Annotated in this window: 19 protein-coding genes; 17 read left to right on the plus strand and 2 right to left on the minus strand. The window is 36.3% G+C overall.

Annotated features, from left to right (window positions below):
- Positions 1–102: 102 nt before the first annotated feature.
- From HZI73_RS11730 to HZI73_RS11800, 15 genes are all read left to right on the plus strand, one after another.
- Positions 103–2913, plus strand: a complete 2811-nt coding sequence (locus HZI73_RS11730; RefSeq protein WP_212698410.1) for a tetratricopeptide repeat protein — start codon at positions 103–105, stop codon at positions 2911–2913.
- 303 nt (positions 2914–3216) lie between these two features.
- Positions 3217–4092 (plus strand): YicC/YloC family endoribonuclease, encoded by an 876-nt coding sequence (locus HZI73_RS11735; protein WP_212698411.1) that lies wholly within the window; start codon positions 3217–3219, stop codon positions 4090–4092.
- A gap of 17 nt (positions 4093–4109) precedes the next feature.
- On the plus strand, positions 4110–4370 hold the full coding sequence (locus HZI73_RS11740) for a DUF370 domain-containing protein (protein WP_212698412.1): 261 nt from the start codon (positions 4110–4112) through the stop codon (positions 4368–4370).
- A gap of 124 nt (positions 4371–4494) precedes the next feature.
- A complete protein-coding gene (gmk, locus tag HZI73_RS11745; RefSeq protein ID WP_212698413.1) occupies positions 4495–5127 on the plus strand; it encodes a guanylate kinase in 633 nt (210 codons plus the stop codon).
- Positions 5128–5355 carry a DNA-directed RNA polymerase subunit omega gene (gene rpoZ, locus HZI73_RS11750; RefSeq protein WP_212698414.1) on the plus strand — a complete coding sequence of 76 codons (228 nt, stop codon included), beginning with the start codon at positions 5128–5130 and terminating at the stop codon, positions 5353–5355.
- Positions 5356–5527: 172 nt separating this feature from the next.
- Positions 5528–7756, plus strand: a complete 2229-nt coding sequence (gene priA / locus HZI73_RS11755) for a replication restart helicase PriA (protein WP_212698415.1) — start codon at positions 5528–5530, stop codon at positions 7754–7756.
- A gap of 25 nt (positions 7757–7781) precedes the next feature.
- Positions 7782–8243 carry a peptide deformylase gene (def, locus tag HZI73_RS11760; RefSeq protein ID WP_212698416.1) on the plus strand — a complete coding sequence of 154 codons (462 nt, stop codon included), beginning with the start codon at positions 7782–7784 and terminating at the stop codon, positions 8241–8243.
- Positions 8244–8247: 4 nt separating this feature from the next.
- Positions 8248–9186, plus strand: a complete 939-nt coding sequence (gene fmt, locus HZI73_RS11765; protein ID WP_212698417.1) for a methionyl-tRNA formyltransferase — start codon at positions 8248–8250, stop codon at positions 9184–9186.
- Between the two features lie 15 nt (positions 9187–9201).
- Positions 9202–10584, plus strand: a complete 1383-nt coding sequence (gene rsmB, locus HZI73_RS11770; protein WP_212698418.1) for a 16S rRNA (cytosine(967)-C(5))-methyltransferase RsmB — start codon at positions 9202–9204, stop codon at positions 10582–10584.
- A complete protein-coding gene (rlmN, locus tag HZI73_RS11775; protein ID WP_246552481.1) occupies positions 10577–11659 on the plus strand; it encodes a 23S rRNA (adenine(2503)-C(2))-methyltransferase RlmN in 1083 nt (360 codons plus the stop codon). The genes rsmB and rlmN overlap by 8 nt, the downstream gene beginning before the upstream one ends.
- 12 nt (positions 11660–11671) lie before the next feature.
- A complete protein-coding gene (locus tag HZI73_RS11780) occupies positions 11672–12394 on the plus strand; it encodes a Stp1/IreP family PP2C-type Ser/Thr phosphatase (RefSeq protein WP_212698419.1) in 723 nt (240 codons plus the stop codon).
- An 11-nt stretch (positions 12395–12405) separates the two neighbouring features.
- Complete coding sequence (pknB, locus tag HZI73_RS11785; protein ID WP_212698420.1) at positions 12406–14343, plus strand: Stk1 family PASTA domain-containing Ser/Thr kinase; 1938 nt, start codon at positions 12406–12408, stop codon at positions 14341–14343.
- Positions 14340–15218, plus strand: coding sequence for a ribosome small subunit-dependent GTPase A (gene rsgA, locus HZI73_RS11790; RefSeq protein ID WP_212698421.1), 879 nt, complete (start codon positions 14340–14342; stop codon positions 15216–15218). Before pknB ends, rsgA begins: the two co-directional genes overlap by 4 nt.
- Position 15219: 1 nt before the next feature.
- Complete coding sequence (rpe, locus tag HZI73_RS11795) at positions 15220–15873, plus strand: ribulose-phosphate 3-epimerase (RefSeq protein WP_212698422.1); 654 nt, start codon at positions 15220–15222, stop codon at positions 15871–15873.
- A 402-nt stretch (positions 15874–16275) separates the two neighbouring features.
- Positions 16276–16920, plus strand: a complete 645-nt coding sequence (locus HZI73_RS11800) for a thiamine diphosphokinase (RefSeq protein ID WP_212698423.1) — start codon at positions 16276–16278, stop codon at positions 16918–16920.
- 132 nt (positions 16921–17052) lie between these two features.
- Here HZI73_RS11800 and HZI73_RS11805 read toward each other — a convergent pair whose 3' ends face one another.
- Together HZI73_RS11805 and rpmB are read right to left on the minus strand one after the other, a co-directional pair.
- A complete protein-coding gene (locus HZI73_RS11805; RefSeq protein ID WP_212698424.1) occupies positions 17053–17385 on the minus strand; it encodes a hypothetical protein in 333 nt (110 codons plus the stop codon).
- Positions 17352–17537: a 50S ribosomal protein L28 gene (gene rpmB, locus HZI73_RS11810; RefSeq protein ID WP_212698425.1), complete on the minus strand. Its 186-nt coding sequence runs from the start codon at positions 17535–17537 to the stop codon at positions 17352–17354. Before rpmB ends, HZI73_RS11805 begins: the two co-directional genes overlap by 34 nt.
- Before the next feature lie 303 nt (positions 17538–17840).
- Between rpmB and HZI73_RS11815 the strand changes: the two genes are divergently transcribed.
- Both HZI73_RS11815 and HZI73_RS11820 read left to right on the plus strand, forming a co-directional pair.
- Positions 17841–18194, plus strand: a complete 354-nt coding sequence (locus HZI73_RS11815; RefSeq protein WP_212698426.1) for an Asp23/Gls24 family envelope stress response protein — start codon at positions 17841–17843, stop codon at positions 18192–18194.
- A gap of 40 nt (positions 18195–18234) precedes the next feature.
- On the plus strand, positions 18235–19902 hold the full coding sequence (locus HZI73_RS11820; protein ID WP_212698427.1) for a DAK2 domain-containing protein: 1668 nt from the start codon (positions 18235–18237) through the stop codon (positions 19900–19902).
- The last annotated feature ends 69 nt before the right edge of the window (positions 19903–19971 follow it).

The raw sequence follows: 19971 nt of genomic DNA on the forward strand, positions 1-19971 counted from the left end.
ATATAACTTATTATTGTATAGTTCGTAGAAAAATTCGTAAAATTAGTAGATTTAATTAATAATTGCTTGTATAATAGATATAAAAAGAGGAATGATGTGTATATGCATGATAGAAGTTTACATAACATTTTTGATTTTTTCTATTTGTTAAAAAAATTTAATGGACTAAGGCCCGATTATAACAAATATTCACCAAAACTTAATACCTACTCTGCTATAGAGGGCGCTCTTGGTATAGGGTCTAAAAATTATCCTTATTATAGAAAGCGGGGTTTTATTCCTCTTCGTGCTGAAGATATCTATCTTCGATTAAGTGAAAAAAATATAATTCCAAAAAACAACATGAAATGGCTGCGAGAGCTTGTTACGTATGTACATACTGACGTTAATAGCCATGACATAGCTTTATCAGATAGCCATGATTCCTTTAATAGATTTATCCATATACTACAGAATTTTTATGAGAAAAAAGAAGATGAAGCGTACATCAAACACGTTATCATGTATTTGGACAATCCTCAACAATATGCCATAGAAACAGAAACTATCTGGCAACATATTTCTCCTAAAGGCAACAACGTCAATAGCGTGAGAAAAAATAGGACTCAATATTTAACAAGGCTTCCTAAAGCCTCTTTTAAATTAATTGGTAGAGAAAAAGAATTATCCGATATTGAACATGATTTATCAGAGAATCACAGGGTTCTTTTAGTGAATGGTTTAGGAGGTATAGGTAAGACAGAAATATGTAAAGCTTATATTCATGACCATGTTATAAAAGGTAGTTACAGTTATATAGGGTGGATTAATTACATATCCAGCTTTAAAGAATCCATTGTGAGCCAGATGAATGGGCATCCTGTCTTATTCAATGAGCAGGATACTTTGGATGAGAAATACGATAAAGTAATATTTTTCCTTCAAAGCATTCGTGAAGAATCCTTATTAATTATTGATAATATTGTCGATAAAGATGATGAAAGCTTATGGGATATGAGTGCTATCCCATTTTTTAAAATCATTGCTAATTCAAGGTGTCAATTCAATGAACTAAAACGGTTAGAAGGTTTCCACCAGTATGTGTTAGATTTTCTAGAGATGAAGGATTGTTTAGATTTATTTTATACGATTTATGAAGGTGAGAAAGATGATGAGATATTAGAAAAGATTATTGAACTGGCTGGTAATCATACCTTAACCATTGAGCTTCTGGCTAAAACAGCTTATTATTCTGGTGTAACCATTAAAGAATTGTATAAGGGGATTTTAGCATTGGGCTTTAATTTAGGCAGCATGATCAATGCTCAAGTAAAGACCAGCTGGCATAATATGAGAAAAACGGAGACGATTTTTAACCATCTGTTAAAATTATTTTCCCTATCCCATGTAAGTGAAGAGGAAAAGGAGGTCCTGATGCATCTTTCTGTCTTACCGCCTGTTGACATTAATGAGAGAGAGCTGTTAAAATGGTTAAACCTTCCAAATGCTAGTCTCATGCATACAATCATTGAAAAGGGATGGGTTAAGCGAGTCGGTTTTTGGAAGATTACCATGCACCCTTTAATACAAGAAACCACCAGATATAGCCTCAAACCGGATGCAGGGAAATGCCATCATTTTATTCAAGCCATTGCAGATGAACTTTTTTTTAGTGGTTATGACAATCCCTATGATAAGGTCCAGTACACAGCCCTTGGGGATAGTCTTCTAAAATATTTGGATGAAGATACGCAAAGCATTGGTCTTTTGTATAATAACCTGTCCAAAATCTATCGGGTTTGTGGTCAACGAAGTAAAGCGCTTGATTATCAATTAAAAGCCACCCAAATAAGAGCTAAAGTGTTAGGAGAGAATCATCCTGATTTAGCCACCTCATTATGCAACTTATCGGTTATCTATACAGAAATGGGGAAATCAGACCTAGCTTTAAAACACGCACTTGATGCTCTGGCCATACGACAAGAGGCCTTTGATGAGAAGCATCCTGATTTAGCCACTTCTTATTTTAACTTATCATCAATCTATGTGGAGATGGGCAAGTTTGATGAGAGTTTAGATTACCAATTAAAAGCCATTGCTATTCGTGAAGCGGTATTTGATAAAAATCATCCTGATTTGTCCCTATGTTATAACGATATGGCTTATATCTATAGTGCCATGGGTGATCTTGACAAGGGGCTGCATTTCCAGTTAAAATCTTTGCATATTATGGAAGAGGTGTTTGATAGGTATCATCCTGAACTATCGGTTGCTTACAATAATCTGTCCATTATATATCGACATCGGGGCAATATGGAAAAGTGTCTAAGTTATCAGTTAAAATCCATTCAAATTGTCGAAAAAATATGTGACCAATATCATCCTGAACGCGCTAGTTCCTATAGCAATTTATCCATGATCTACAACGCAGTAGATCAGTATGATAAAGCGCTGGACTATCAACTGAAAGCTATGGATATACAGTATCATAGTTTATCTGAAAATCATCCAAATACAGCTATTATCCATAATAATTTATCCATCATCTATCGAAATATTGGAGAATTTGATAAAGCCTTGGAACACCAACTAAAAGCTATTCATATAGCTGAGACATTGTATCCCAAAGCAAATCTGCAATTGGCGAATTTTTATAGTAATTTATCGATTGTTTACAGAAAAGTAGGTCAGTATCAGAATGCCTTAGACTATCAATTAAAGGACATTGATATAAAAGCTAAAATGATTGATGAATATCATCATGATTTTGCAGATTCCTATGAAAATCTATCATGTATTTACCGGCTAATAGATAAGGTGGATAAAGCCCTGGAATACCAATTAAAAACCATTGCCATTCGAGAAAAAATTTTTAATAAAGATCATCCTGAACTCATCAAAGCCTATAAAGTTTTATCTGAAATCAATCAATGATGGCTATTGAAATGTATCAATCCTATTAACGTTCTCAGGTTGTGTTTGTTACTTTTGATAAAAAGGATTAGGAAAGTAACAAGCCACAAAAATCGTTCTTTTAATAGGATAGATACATTTTACTTAAGTTATCCATGGTTTTTTACATAAATTGTCTTGAAAACGTAACATCAGTTGACTTGATAAATAGAGTAAGGTATAATACCATCAGGATAAGTGTGAAATGGAACATTTACACGCTGTTGTGACGATGTTTTATCAAGTAAACAGCGTCATGTCACTAAAAAAGAAATGAGTGATGATATGGTAAAAAGTATGACAGGCTTCGGAAGAGGTGAGCATGTATCCGATGACATTAAGATGACCGTTGAATTAAAGTCCGTTAATCATCGATACTGTGATATTAACATTAGAATGCCTAAGCGGATTAGTTTTCTAGAGAATCTCATCAGAAGTTTTGTTAAAAAACGGGTGTCAAGAGGTAAAGTCGATATCTATGTTTCTTATGAGGACCATTCAGAAGGTAACGAATGTATTAAACTTAATGAAGATTTAATTACGCAATACTTAAAATACTTCCAAAACATCAGTGAGAAACATGGACTGGACAATGATATAAAAGTATCCCATATCACAAGATATCCAGAAGTCATTAAAATAGAAGAACATGAAATGGATGAAAATCTACTATGGGGTATCTTAGAAGAGGCATTGTCTATTGCCGTTGATAAGTTAATAGCCACTAGAAAAACAGAAGGCGACTTATTGAAACAAGATATCATGAGTAAACTAGATACCATTAATGAACTCATTTGTCTTATAAAAGAAAGAGCCCCTTATGTCACAATGGAGTATAAAGAAAAGCTTGAAAACCGCATAAATGATTTATTAAATACTTCAATTGATGAAGCGAGATTAGCAGTTGAAGTGGCGATTTTTGCGGATAAATGTTGCGTGGATGAAGAAATCGTTCGTCTTGAGAGCCACATTAAACATATGCGGCAAACCCTTGAGAAGGATATACCCATTGGACGGAAACTTGACTTTCTGCTTCAAGAAATGAATCGAGAGTCCAACACCATTCTATCCAAGTCCAATGATATGAACATATCGGAACAAGGTCTAGAGCTAAAAACAGAAATAGAAAAAATTAGAGAACAAATTCAAAATATTGAATAAGAGAACTGGGGTGATAGATGATGGTACAGATGGTCAATATAGGTTTTGGAAATATTGCTTTTGCAAACCGAATTATAGCAGTACTTAGTCCGGAATCAGCACCCATTAAAAGAGTGGTTCAAAATGCCCGAGATGAAGGGAATTTAATTGATGCCACCTATGGGAGAAAAACAAGAGCTGTCATCATCATGGATAATGGTCAAGTTTTATTATCCGCCATATTACCTGAAACGGTAGGTCATCGTTTGACAAAGGAAAATACCATGGATATGGCATAATAAATGGTAGGACTATTGCATATATATGATTCATGGTATGTGTGACGATGGTCACATGAAAAGTCACTGGATTATCCTTTATATGATTACAAGCATAACAAGAATATAATATATAGGTGATGAAATGAAAAAAAAGGGTATACTCATAATTATATCAGGCTTTTCTGGTGCGGGTAAAGGAACGGTTGTAAAGGAACTCATGAAAAAAGGGGACTATACACTATCCATATCTGCCACAACACGTCCAGCTAGAGCGTATGAGGCACATGGAAGAGAGTACTTCTTTGAAAGCCGTGAAACATTTGAAGATATGATTGCTAATGATGCATTAATTGAATGGGCAACTTACTGTGACCATTATTATGGAACACCTAAGCAGTTTGTGGAAGAACAAATGGCAGAAGGTAAGGATGTTATTTTAGAAATTGAGATGCAAGGAGCGCTGAATGTAAAAGCGTTGTATCCTGATTCTGTACTGGTTTTTATTACAGCTCCTAAAGTACAGGAATTAAAGGATAGATTAGAAGGAAGAGGAACAGAAAGTCAAGATGTTATACACAAACGTTTACTTCGTTCTTATGAAGAAACAGCCGTTATGGAGCGCTATGACTATCTTATTGTAAATGATAAAATCGATCAATGTGTTGAAGATATTAAAGCTATTATCCATGTTGAACATAAGGTATCAAGGCGAAATAAAGAGCTTATACAGCAATTAAGAAATGAATTTGAGGAACTATTGAAAGGAGAGGTTTAGATGTTACATCCATCTTATACCGATTTAATGACAACGATTAACGAGCGCATGACTAGTGATGAAGAGAAATTAAAGAGTAGATACTCTATTGTTATCGCTTCGTCTAAGCGGGCAAGGGAGATTATTGCTGGGGATGATGTGTTAACAGAAGAAATATACACAAAACCGTTATCCAATGCAGTGAATGAGTTATTCGAAGGAAAAATTGATATTGTATCAAACAATTAACGAGGGGATCTACCCCTCGTTTCGGTTGTTTTAGTCATAAACATCATCCATTGCTTATATATCTATATATGTGGTATAATAAAAGTTAGTGATTAACGACGATAAATAGGGATGTTTCCTACTCACAAGGGTTTTTACCGTAGGTATCAACCGATAAAAAGGGATAGATGTTATGAAAATATATGTCGATATTATTGTGGATATTTCCCACTCAAGCTTAGACCGAATATTTCAATATCGTATTCCTAAAAGCTTAATGGATGAAATACAAGTTGGTATGGTGGTCAACATACCATTTGGGAAAGGTAACAAACAGATAAAAGGTTATGTCATTGGTTTATCAGATACAACGGACTATGATGTGACGAAGATTAAGGAAGTCATCAGTATAGCTTCTGATAGTGTATCCATAGAGTCTCATTTAATCAGTCTTGCAGCTTGGATGAAAGAACGTTATGGCTGCACGGTAAGGTCAGCACTAAAGGTACTACTGCCTGTTAATCGTAAAGTTCATGAAAAAGTGAATAAAGAAATTATACGATTAGTGGATGAAGAGACATTACAAAAGGCAATAGATGCATGGAAACAGAAAAAATATCATGGGCTCTATCGAGCAGGCGAGTATCTGATGCACCATAAAAAAGTCATGCAGGATCAGATGACCAAAGATATAAAAGTGACAACAGCTGTACTGAAGAACTTAGAGAAAAAAGGTATTGTTCAGATAAAGGAGCAAGGTATATATAGAAATCCATATGGAATAGGTATCAAGCCAACGGATAAAATAAAGGCCAATAAAGAACAGCAACGTATTATTAATGAGATAAATAACCACTTAGGTGAGGAAAATAAGATTTTTCTTATACACGGCATTACAGGTAGTGGAAAAACAGAAGTATACATGCAGATTATTGATAAAGTCATCAGTGAAGGCAAGCAAGCCATTGTGCTTATACCAGAAATTGCACTCACACCACAAACAGTAAAAAGATTCATCGCTAGATTCGGTCATCGTGTGGGCGTTATGCACAGTAAACTATCTCAAGGAGAACGATATGACCAGTGGCGGAGGGCTACAGAAGGTGATATTGATATTATGATTGGGCCAAGGTCAGCCGTCTTCACACCTTTTAGTCGATTAGGAATTGTCATCATTGACGAAGAACATGAGATGACCTACAAGTCAGAAACTTCGCCGAAATATCATGCGAGAGAAGTGGCAATCCAAAGAGGTGAGATGACAGGTGCAACCGTGGTGCTTGGGTCTGCTACACCTTGCTTAGAGAGTTATCATATGGCTCAAAAAGGTCATTACACGTTAGTCACCTTGAAAGAAAAAGCAGCAACGTCTCATTCATTGCAAGTGGATGTTGTGGATATGCGAGAAGAATTAGCTAACGGTAACAAATCCATTTTTAGCCAAGCATTAAAAATAGCTATCATGGATAAACTTGAGAGAAACGAGCAAATCATTCTCTTTCTAAATAGAAGAGGTTATGCAAGATTTGTTTCCTGTCGTCAATGTGGTTATGTGGTAAAATGTGATCATTGTGATATACCTTATACGTATCATGCTACAGGCGCTCAATTAATATGCCACTATTGTGGGAAAACCATCAACATGGTAAAAAAATGCCCTGCATGTGAATCAAAATACATTAAGCAATTCGGTATTGGTACCCAGCAGGTGGAAGACTTAACCAAGCGGGAATTCCCTCAGGCAAATATACTCAGAATGGATTTAGACACGACCACGAAAAAAAATAGTTATGATACGATATTAGGTAGTTTCAGAGATGGAAAAGCAGATATCCTCATTGGTACACAGATGATTGCCAAAGGACATGATTTTCCGAAGGTGACATTAGTAGGCGTCATAGCTGCTGATTTATCCTTATACATGAGTGATTTTCGAGCCTCAGAGCGAACGTTTCAACTGTTGACTCAGGTAACAGGAAGAGCAGGGCGGAGTATACTGCAAGGAAGAGCCATCATACAATCTTATACACCGGATCATTACAGCATTACTTGTGCTAAGGAACAAGATTATGAGGGCTTTTATGAAGCAGAAATCATGTATCGACAATTAATGGGTTATCCGCCATTTTCGAACCTATTGGTCCTATTGCTTCAATCAAAGCATGAAAAAGAATTGATAACACGTTCGTTTGAACTGGCTCGAGATATTGGGTTAGTCGCACCGGGACTTGGTATCGAAGTTATTGGACCATCGCCTGCCAACCTATCCAAGATAAATCATACATATCGTCGTGTTATTTTATTAAAAACGAAGGATTATAAGACACTTACCCTATTTTTTAATAAATATATGCACCGATTACATGTTAAATATAATGATATAACCATTCAGTGGGATATGAATCCGTTAATTTCATATTAGCGATAATGATAAGGAGTGAAGCGTAATGGCTTTAAGACAAATTAGAACAGAAGGCGACGAGATTTTAAGAAAACGATCAAAAGAAGTATCAAAAATTACCCGGAATGTCAAGATACTTGCAGAAGATATGCTTGAAACCATGGAACATGCTAGTGGTGTAGGATTGGCAGCACCACAAGTAGGTATACTCAAGCGTATGGTGGTTATAAATGTAGGAGAAGGACCATTGGTGCTTATAAACCCTGAGATTATTGAAACCAAGGGGGAGCAAACCAATCTTGAAGCTTGTTTAAGTGTGCCAGGTAAGGCTGGAGAAGTTAAGCGTCCAACTTATGTGAAAGTACAAGCACAGAATATTGAGGGTGAAACCTTTATGGTTGAGGGTACAGAACTATTGGCCATTGCGTTATGTCATGAGATCGACCATCTTGATGGTAGATTGTTTATTGATATAGCTGAAAACATAGAAGAAGAGCAAAGGAGTTGATCATTTGAAGATTGTATTTATGGGAACTCCTGATTTTTCAGTGCCAACCTTACAGGAGTTAATAGGTTCAGAACATGAGGTTGTCGCTGTGGTAACAAAACCAGATAAGCCTAAGGGCAGAGGGAAAAAAGTGGTGTGTACACCGGTGAAAGAAGTGGCTATAGCCCATCATATACCCGTATATCAGCCTAAGAAATTGCGAGAAGAAGATTTTATACAGGCCATGGAAACCATTAATCCAGATGTGATGATTGTCATTGCTTTTGGTCAGATACTGCCTAAGCGTATTTTAAACTTGCCCAAGTATGGTTGTATTAATGTGCATGCCTCATTATTACCTAAATATAGAGGAGCGGGACCTATTCAGTGGTCCATTATAAACGGTGAGTCAGAGACAGGTGTTACCACCATGTATATGGATGTAGGTATTGATACAGGCGATATGATTCACAAAGAAGTGGTTAAGATTGAAGACACCGATACAGGTGGTACCCTTCATGATAAATTATCCGTTGTAGGTGCAAAGTTATTAATAAAAACGTTAAAAGAAGTGGCACAGCATACTGCACCTAGAGAAAAACAGGATGATAGTCTTTCGAATTATGCACCCATGCTGGAAAAAAGCTTAGGTAATATTGATTGGGAAAAAGATGCAGCCAAGATAGAGTTACTTGTTAGAGGCCTTAATCCTTGGCCAAGTGCGTACACGTATCTTGGCAATAAAATATTGAAAATATGGTCAGCAACGGTCATTGAGGAAACGATTTCAGGCGTACCAGGTGAGATTGTTAAGAAAACCAAAGAAGGTTTTATTGTAAAATGTGGACAGAAGAGTCTACTATTAAATGAGGTTCAGTTACAAGGTAAGAAGAGGATGACAGCAGATGCCTTCCTTCGTGGCTATGATGTAAAATTAGGTGAAATACTTGGCAGACGATGTTAATCAATAGGAGATACTATGGCAAATCAAAATCAGCTTAAGACACAAGTGAATACAAGAAATATAGCCCTTACCATATTACAAAGTATTTTCCAGGATCAGGCATATACCCATGTAGCCATTGATCACTATTTTAAGATGCACAAGGGATTATCCAAACAGGATAGAGCTTTTATTACGCGATTAGTTGAGGGAACCGTTGAACACTGTATCACCCTTGATTATATCATTAATCAATTTTCCAAAACCAAGACACCTAAGATGAAAAAAATAATTCTATATATTCTTCGATTAGCCGTATATCAAATAAAGTATATGGATAAAGTACCAATATCAGCTATTTGTAATGAAGCCGTAAAACTTACGAAAAAAAGGAAATTTCATCCATTATCAGGTTTTGTTAACGGTGTTTTAAGGACTATTGGAAGAAAGCTTGATGAGGTTGTTTACCCCAAAGAGGTCCATGATCCCATCCAGTATCTATCCATCATGTATTCCTTTCCTGAATGGTTAATCAGACTTTGGTTAAAACACTATCCTTATGATACGGTCAAAGAGATGTGCGAGAATAGTAACAAAACAGTGGATACAACCATTCGATGTAATACAACACGTACAACAGCCTATGCACTAAAAAAAGAGCTGGAAGCCGAGAACATTACAGTGGAACAGGGTTATCTCTTGGACGATGCGCTTCATATTAAAGATTATGACCACTTAAGAGCTGTACAGGCTTTTAAAGAAGGGAAATTCTCAGTGCAAGACGAAAGTTCCATGCTTGTTGGGCATCTTGCCAGTCCTAAAAATGGACAACGGATTATGGATGTATGCGCTGCTCCTGGAGGAAAAAGCACCCATGTTGCCGAATTAATGGGTAATACAGGACAGGTCCTAGCAAGGGATATATACCCTAAGAAATTAGAACTACTTGAAGAAAATGTTAAAAGATTACACTTGAAAAATGTAGAGATACAAGCGTATAATGCATTAGAGATTGATAAGGATATGGTTGGTCAGGCAGATATTGTACTGGTAGATGCACCATGTTCCGGGCTTGGTATCATACGTAAAAAACCCGATATACGCTATAACATACATGAAGAAGGTATCAAGGAATTAGTGTGTCTACAAAAAGACATATTAAAAGTGGTACAGCAGTATGTAAAACCAGAAGGCATACTGATGTATAGTACATGTACCGTTAATCCAGAAGAGAATCAGAATAATGTAACATGGTTTACCCGCAATTATCCATTTGATCTTGTACCCATACAAGATGAATTACCAGAACCTTTAGAGGAAGATGAACGTGGCATGATTCAATTATTGCCTGGATTTCACCATACAGACGGCTTTTTTATAGCCAAGTTAAAAAAGAGAGCGGTAGACTTATATGAATGAGAATATGCAGCGATTAGGTGGTAAAGTGGATATATTATCCCTATCACTAAGTGAACTTGAAACCCTATTGGTTTCAATGAATGAGAAGAAATTTAGAGCTAAGCAGATATACAGTTGGTTACATGAAAAGAGGGTGACTTCTTTTCAGGCAATGACAAATATCGCTCAGGCTTTACAACATAAATTAGAAGAACAATGTGCACTCATTCCATTACAGGCCATTAGACAATTCGTGTCACAAGATGGTACCATCAAGTATCTTCTAAAATTACATGATGGTCATGTGGTTGAAAGTGTTTTTATGACATATAAACATGGGAATTCTGTCTGCATATCATCCCAAGTTGGGTGTCGTATGGGATGCCGTTTTTGTGCATCAACCATTGGAGGCTTAGAAAGGCAGTTACATGCATCTGAGATGCTTGGTCAAGTATATGCCATTAACCAACTAAGCGGTAAACGGCTATCCAATATTGTCATCATGGGGACAGGCGAACCCTTAGACAATTATGATGCATTAGTATCTTTTATACGTCTTGTCACCAGCAATGAAGGCATGGGGATTAGTCAACGGAACATAACCGTTTCAACTTGTGGTATAATAGATAGAATCTATGATTTAGCAGAGGAAGATTTGAAGATTACACTAGCCATATCCTTACATGCACCGAATCAAACCATAAGAAAAACCATGATGCCCATAGCAAGTCAGTATGATTATGATAAGCTTATTCAAGCTTGTAAGGATTATGTCCATAAAACGAAGCGACGAATAACCTTTGAATACAGCTTGATAAAAGGTGTTAATGATTCAAAAGAATGTGCCATGGCGTTAGCTGGTGTGTTACAAGGTATCTTATGTCATGTGAATCTTATTCCTGTTAATACCATTGAGGAAAGAGATTATCGACATAGCAGTTTGGATACCATACAAGCATTCAAACATCTATTAGAAAAAAGACACATTAATGCCACCATTAGACGTGAACTTGGAAGCGATATTAATGCAGCGTGTGGCCAATTAAGACGAACTTATACACATGACAAAAATCAAAATAAAAATGAAACCGATTAAATAGGAGGCCCTATGAAAGCTATTGGAAGGACCCATAAAGGGAAAATTAGAAGTATTAATCAGGATAGTTTTTATATTTCTAATGAAGCAGTTGGCAACCTCCCCAACCTATATATTATTGCTGATGGGATGGGAGGACATAAAGCAGGCGAATATGCTTCACTGTGTGCTGTGGAAGAATTCTTGAATTATACCAAGACACATCACCACGAACATGTAAAAGATGCTTTTACGTCAGGCATACATTACATAAATGATTTTATCTACAAAAAATCATTATCCAATGAAAGTTACCATGGAATGGGTACGACTTTTATTGTAAGCTCCATTAAAGATAATTGTCTTCATGTGGCCAATGTTGGCGACAGTCGATTATATTTAATTAACGATACCATTGCTCAGATTACTGAAGATCACTCCTTAGTAGAAGAAATGATTAAATGCGGTGAACTCACAAGAGGAGAAGAGCGGAATCATCCTAATAAAAATATTATTACCAGGGCTGTTGGGGTTGACGAACATGTTGAATGTGATATATTTACACTGAATGTTTCCAATGACGAATTTATATTGATGTGCTCGGACGGTTTGACCAATATGCTAGAAGATGATAAAATTCTACGTGTTGTAGAATCGAATCAGACATTAGAGGATAAACTTGATGAGCTCATAGAACTGGCATTGAATAACGGAGGAACAGATAACATAGCAGCTGTTCTTATAAAAGGGGAATGAGGTGAAACCAGATGTTGCAACCAGGCGTAATTTTAAGTGGTCGTTATGAAATCATTGAAAAAATTGGATCAGGCGGTATGTCCATTGTCTATAAAGCAAAATGTAATAAGTTAGAGCGTTTTGTAGCTGTAAAAGTTCTTCGTGATGAATTCTGTACAGATGAAGAATTTGTTCGACGGTTCAAAGTGGAAGCACAATCTGCTGCTAGCCTATCCCATCATAATATTGTGAACATATACGATGTAGGAAATGATAAAAAAATCTATTATATTGTGATGGAGTTATTAGAGGGTATCACCCTCAAAGAGTATATAAAAAATAATGCGCCATTATCCGATACTGAAACAATTAAGATTGCTGCATCCATTGCTTCTGCATTGGAGCATGCTCATGACAACCATATCATACATAGAGATATCAAACCACAAAATATCATCATTACAAAAGATGGTATTGCAAAAGTTGCTGATTTTGGTATCGCTAGAGTATCCACAGATACAACCATTGTCGTACCCTCTAATGCAAGTGGGTCTGTTCATTATATTTCACCAGAACAAGCGAGAGGTGGTTTTAGCGATGAAAAAAGCGATCTATATTCCCTAGGTATAACCATGTATGAGATGGCTACAGGAACGTTGCCTTATCAAGCAGAGAGCCCTGTTTCTGTAGCATTACAACATATTCATGAAGACTTGCCAAAACCAAGTGAAAAAAATGATGAAATAGGTAAATGTCTTGAATCCATTATCATAAAAGCAACCCTCAAAAAAGCAGAGTTCAGGTATTCCAGTGCAGCAGAATTGATGAGTGACCTGAAAAAAGCAAATCTGACACCAGAAGAGAATTTTGTTAATATACGTGGGGTGGACGACGATGCACCTACTCTTTTTATGTCGGACCATGACATGGAGAAAATATGGAGTGAAGAAGAAAAACAAAAAGAAAAAAGAAGAGAGACAACGGATAAACCCAAATCCATGATAGAAAAGGTTGTTGTATTCATGGGTATCATCTCTGCCATCGTATTCGTCTCCATTGTATCCTTTTTACTATATAATGGATTAAAAGATAAAATTGCACCACCTAAAAAGATAAGTGTCCCAGCATTACAAGGGTATGATATTAAAGAGGCAGAAGAGATATTAGAAGAGCATATGTTGGGCAAGTTTATCAAGGAAGAACGCTATGATGATCAATATGCCCTTAATGAAATCATTGAGCAAGAACCTCAAAAGGACACTTTAGTGGATAAGAATGAGGTGGTTTCCCTTGTTGTCAGCAAGGGTCCGCCAATGTGTACCGTTCCTGATGTAACGAACTTTAAGTTCACCACAGCTCAGGATAGGATTCGTAAAGAAAATTTAAAATCGAAAATCATTACGGAAGATCATGATATTGTTGAAACAGGTAATGTTATTAGGCAAAGCCCAATAGGTAATACAAAGCTTAGAAAAAATGAATTGGTGACCATTTACGTGAGTAATGGTAAAAAAGAAATTGAGGTACGGGTTCCAAAAATTGAAGGCTTAACGCTCAGCAAAGCAGAGAGTAATTTAAATAGTAGAAACTTAGAAATCGGTGCCACAACCTATACACATCACGATACCATACCAAAAGGGATTATCATTAGTCAGAATGTCAAAGAAGATGAAATGGTTAAAGAAGACTATGAAATTGATGTGGTCATTAGTTTAGGTAGAAAGATTACTTATATCGAAACACTAAGTGTACCGGATTTACTTGCGACAGGTCAGACGGAAGGTCATGTAAAATTGGTTCTTGTGAATAAAGGTGAGGAAAATGTTGTCTTTAAAAAATTAGTCAAATATGAAGATTTTCCACTGAGTGTAATGGTTACAGGCGAAGGTGAAGCTGTGTTAAAAGCATACCTTGATGACGTATTTCAATACGAAGAAACATTTATTTTTACCAAGGAGGTTGGTGAATGATAGGAAAGATCGTTAAAGGTATCGCAGGATTTTATTATATACACGTACCGGACAAAGGTGTCTATGAATGTAAAGCGCGGGGGATTTTTAGGAATCAAAAAATCAAACCTTATATTGGTGATAATGTGAAGATAGCTGTACTAGATGAGAAAGAAAAACTAGGAAATGTTCTTGAAATCTTACCTAGAAAGAACAGTTTAGTTCGACCAACTGTAGCCAATATTGATCAAGCCGTTATTGTATTTGCTGTAGAGAATCCTAAACCCAGTTTTAATTTACTCGATCGTTTTTTGGTCATGGCACAGCGACAAGAAGTGAACCCTATCATTTGCTTTAATAAGATTGATACATTAAGCAAAGAGGACGTAAATGCCATCAAAGATGTATACAGCAACACAGGGTACCATATCATGCTAACCAGCGCTGTGGAAGAGATTGGTATATCGCCTCTAAAAGATATTTTATTTAACAAAACCACGGTTTTTGCTGGTCCATCAGGGGTTGGCAAATCGTCCATATTAAACCTCATTCAATCAGAAGAGATTCTTGAGACAGGAGAAGTCAGCCATAAGATTAAGCGGGGCAAGCATACAACACGACATGCGTCCTTATTGGCCTTTCACAAAGACAGTTATGTGGTGGATACACCTGGATTCAGTTCCTTGTTTATAGAAGATATGGAAAAAGAGGAATTAAAAGACTATTTTATAGAATTTCAACGTTATAAAGATGGATGTAAATTTGGTGGTTGTAATCACATCAGTGAACCAAAATGTGCTGTCAAAAAAGCAGTGCAAGATGGTGAAATTAGTGAATCACGTTATAATAGTTATACCTTACTATATGAAGAATTAAAGGACATAAGGAGATGGTAACATGATTAAATTAGCACCTTCCATACTATCAGCTGATTTTGCTAATCTTGGACAAGACATTCAGATGATTGATCAAGCAGGTTGTGACTATATTCATATCGATGTAATGGATGGTATGTTCGTACCGAATATATCGTTAGGTGTACCTGTCATTAAGCGTGTTCGTGAGTATACGGATAAGGTTTTTGATGTGCACCTGATGATCGAAGAGCCAAGTCGTTATATTGAGGCTTTTAAGAATGCAGGGGCAGATATCATTACCGTTCATGCTGAGGCTTGCAAGCATCTGCATCGTGTTGTATCCCTTATCAAGAGTTATGGTATAAAAGCAGGGGTTTCATTAAATCCAGCCACACCCATTAGCGTCATTGAATATGTCATTGACCAGCTTGATATGGTTCTTGTTATGTCTGTTAATCCTGGATTTGGCGGACAAGCATTTATACCATCAGCACTTCATAAGATCAACGCCTTAAGAGATGTCATCTGTGGTAGAGGACTTACATGTGACATTGAAGTGGATGGTGGCGTAACCCTTGATAATGTAAAGTCCATCGTAGATGCTGGAGCGAATGTGATTGTCGCTGGATCAGCCATTTTTAATTGCGATGATGTGGAAAAGCGAATTAAGGCTTTTAGAGATGCTGCTGAATAAGTAGCCGTTTTAATAGATGTATGAAGGCTGTTTCATATGATGGGGATATGAAGCAGCTTTTTATTCTTATAGGAAAGTCTTCTGAATTTAGCATATCGAAGTAGAAGCGTTTTCATATGCGTAAATGAAACTTTCCTAACGCAACAACTTGCTTTGCAAGACGCGACGTAGTCGCTTTGTTCTTCTTATAGGAAAGTACTATGAATTTAGCATATGAAATAGAAACGTTTTCATATGCGTCAAGGAAACTTTCCTAACGGACAAATCCGCTTTGCGGAACGAGGCGTAGCCTCTTTTGTTCTGGGGATAGGATAGATGGGGTCTAGTGCAAAAGGTTTAGGGATAGGTTTAGGTATAAAACTTGGCGGATGACTTGTGGATTACAAGGATAAGGAGTATGAAATGCGAACATTGATTATAACAGGTGGGACAGTTAATATAGATTTTTTGAAAGGGTTTTATAAAGAGCATGTGTATGATTTTTGCATGGGTGTTGATAAAGGGGCAGAGTATGCGTATAAAGCTGGTATTAAGCCGGATATGGTGTTAGGTGACTTTGATTCAGCCAGTAGCGATGTGGTGGCATATTATGAGCATATAAAAGATATAGAGGTACACTGTTTTCCAGTAGAAAAAGATGAAACCGATACCCATCTGGCACTTTTAGAGGCTATAAAGCTTGGGAGTACACGAATTGATATGATAGGTGGTATTGGAAGCCGTATGGATCACACGTTAGCTAATATCCATATTATGAAGTTGCCTTTAGAGCAGGGCATACTATGTAGGATGATTGATGAAAGTAATATCATTAGTCTTGCCAATGAGCATATTCAGTTAAACAAAGGGCATTATCCCTATGTTTCCCTTATACCCCTTACCAGTAAGGTGGAAGGCATTACCACCCATGATATGAAATATCCTCTGCATGACTATACCATGGTACAAGGAATTTCTGTAGGGATTAGTAATGAAATATTAAATCAAGTAGGTGCCGTTACACTTCAAGAGGGTATATTGGTTGTTATTCAATCACGGGATTTATAATATAGTATACAGAATCTAGGCATTTTGGATAGACATAAAAACATTAACTTAGAGATGGTGATAATTAGTTTTCAGGTAGAGGCTATTAAATATTCAATAAGTTTACATGGATCATAGCATGATTCCATGGTTTTATTCATATAATGTAATGATACTTATATTATTGTAATGGGTGAAAGAAATGTTTTTACGACCACGATTAGCAGGATTAATCCTTATATGCGTAGCTTTTGGCATGTTACTTATATCCATATTACCAAAGGGGGCAATTGGTGTTATTCTTTCACTGACCTTTTTATGTATTGGGTTAATACTATTAAAACGATGTTGAATAGGCCGGTCTTTGGTTTTAGGATAATCGTAACTAAAAAAGTGGCTATAAGCCACTTTGGATAGATAAAAAAATAATCCCCAAACAAATGGGGATTGTTTTATGCGCGTTCTACCGCACCTGATTTTAAACATTTAGAACAAACATGAAGTCTTTTTGGTTGACCATTAACAATTGCTCTAACTCTTCTTATGTTTGGTTTCCACATTTTATTTGCTCTTTTATGGGAATGGCTTACTTGAATTCCAAATTGAACACTTTTATCACAAATATCACATCTAGCCATACTTGCACCTCCTTAATCATACGTACATGTTCACAACAAAACAATTTTAACAAAAAAGTGGACATAATGCAAGCATTAGATTATAATAATTTAAGAAAACCCAAAAAAAGATTTTAAAATCTAGAGGAAAAATGGTATAATACATAATAATAGAGCCGTAAATTTCTATAAAGTAGATAAAAAAAATAAGAAGTTATTGTAAAATAGTTTAAATAATGGATAGATTATTAATAAGGGTATGAACGCTTGTTTTAGATAGGAATAGTAACAAGTCGTCTAGAGAATAAAAAGGAGGTCTAAATCATGGCTGGTAGAATGGGAACAAATATTGGTGAGGTTAGCATTGACAATGATGTCATTGCTAAGGTTGCTGGATATACTGCTATTGAGTGTTACGGCATCGTGGGGATGGCATCCATTAATGTAACAAATGGATTTGCACGACTACTAAAACGTGAGAGTTTATCAAAAGGTATAAAAGTTGATGTATATGGTAAGAACATCACTATAGATTTTCATGTCATCATTGAATATGGTATTAATATAAGAGCCGTTGCAGATAATTTGATTAGCAATGTGAAATACAAACTAGAGAAATTTACCGGTATGGAAGTCGGTAAAATCAATATCTACGTAGAGGGCGTACGTGTTGATTAAGCTTGCGAAGGAACGGTTACTATATTAAGGAGGAAAAGTTGTGGCTATAGAATATATTGAGTCAAGTACTTTAAAAAGAATGTTTGTTTCTGGGGCAAAGTATTTAGAGTCAAATAAAAAATATGTGGATAAACTGAATGTTTTTCCGGTTCCAGATGGTGATACAGGTACAAACATGTCTTTAACCATATTGGCAGCAGCTAAAGAAGTAAAAAATGCCAACGACCATGATATGAAAGCTGTAGCTAAGGCCATATCTACAGGTTCATTAAGAGGAGCTAGAGGTAACTCTGGTGTCATCTTATCACAATTATTAAGAGGATTTGCTAAGGTGATTAGCAACCATGATAAAATAGATACGCTAATTTTAGCAAAAGCATTACAACAAGGGTCCGATACAGCCTACCGGGCAGTGATGAAGCCAAAAGAAGGTACAATCTTAACAGTGGCAAGAGAAACAGCTGAGCGGGCTGCTATGTTAGCAGTGGATTCTGATGATGTTGAGTTTGTCATAAGTGAAAGCATTCATTATGCAAAAGAAGTACTGGATAAGACGCCGGATATGCTGGATGTTTTAAAACAAGCTGGTGTCGTTGATGCTGGCGGACAAGGGTTTATCTACATCTTGGAAGGGGCTCTAAAATCATTACAAGTAGGGAAAGAATTAGATTTTGATGTGGAAGATAGTGTGTCAGAAGAAATGGATGTTTCTCATTTGGCTAAGATTGCCACAGAAGATATCACATTTGGTTATTGTACGGAATTTATTATCAATGCTAAGCAACCTGAAGCATCAGAAGAAAATGGTTTTCAGTTAAGAGATTACCTTGAAACGCTGGGTGATTCCATTGTAGTCGTTACAGACGAAGATATTATCAAAGTTCACGTACATACAGATAATCCTGGATTAGCTCTTCAAAAAGCCCTGGAGCTTGGGGAATTGGTTAACATTAAAATTGATAACATGCGTGAGCAGCACACATCCAAAATAATCATGGAAACTCAGAGTACGGAACAGGTAGAATCAGCAGGCCAGCAAGCAGGACAAAAAAAAGTTGGGTTTGTTGCCGTTTCTATTGGTGAAGGATTAAATGACATATTTAAAGGACTTGGTGCAGATTATATTATTCAAGGTGGGCAAACCATGAACCCAAGCACGGAGGATGTTTTGAATGCCATTAGCCAAGTACATGCAGAGAATGTCTATATTTTACCCAATAATAAAAACATTATTTTAGCCGCTGAACAAGCAAAACACTTGTGTGAAGATAAGCATATTATTGTGATTCCTTCCAAAACAATCCCACAAGGTATATCCGCTATGATCAGCTTTGAGCATGAAAAAGGTATTGAGGAGAATACTAAGAACATGGAAGATGCCATGGGGTATGTATCCACAGGACAGCTCACATTTGCTGTACGGGATACAAGCGTGGATAATAAAGATATAAAAGAAGGCGATATTCTAGGCATTGGAAACGATAAGATTCTTACAGTTGAGAAAGATTTAGATCTTGCAGCAAGAGAACTTATTCATCAATTAATTGATGAAGATAGTGAACTTGTCACCATTTATTATGGTGAAGAGGTGAATGAAGATAAAGCGGATGAGCTAGGTGAATTCATCGAAGAGCATTTTGAGGATTGTGATGTAGAAGTGCATTATGGTGGTCAACCACTTTATTATTATATTTTATCCGTTGAATAAAAGAATTTCTTTTGTTTAAAGATAGTCGTTGAGTAGGGGCTATCTCATGAAAGCAGTGTTAGCGTTATA

Source organism: Vallitalea pronyensis, assembly GCF_018141445.1.
Classification (GTDB): Bacteria; Bacillota; Clostridia; order Lachnospirales; family Vallitaleaceae; genus Vallitalea; species Vallitalea pronyensis.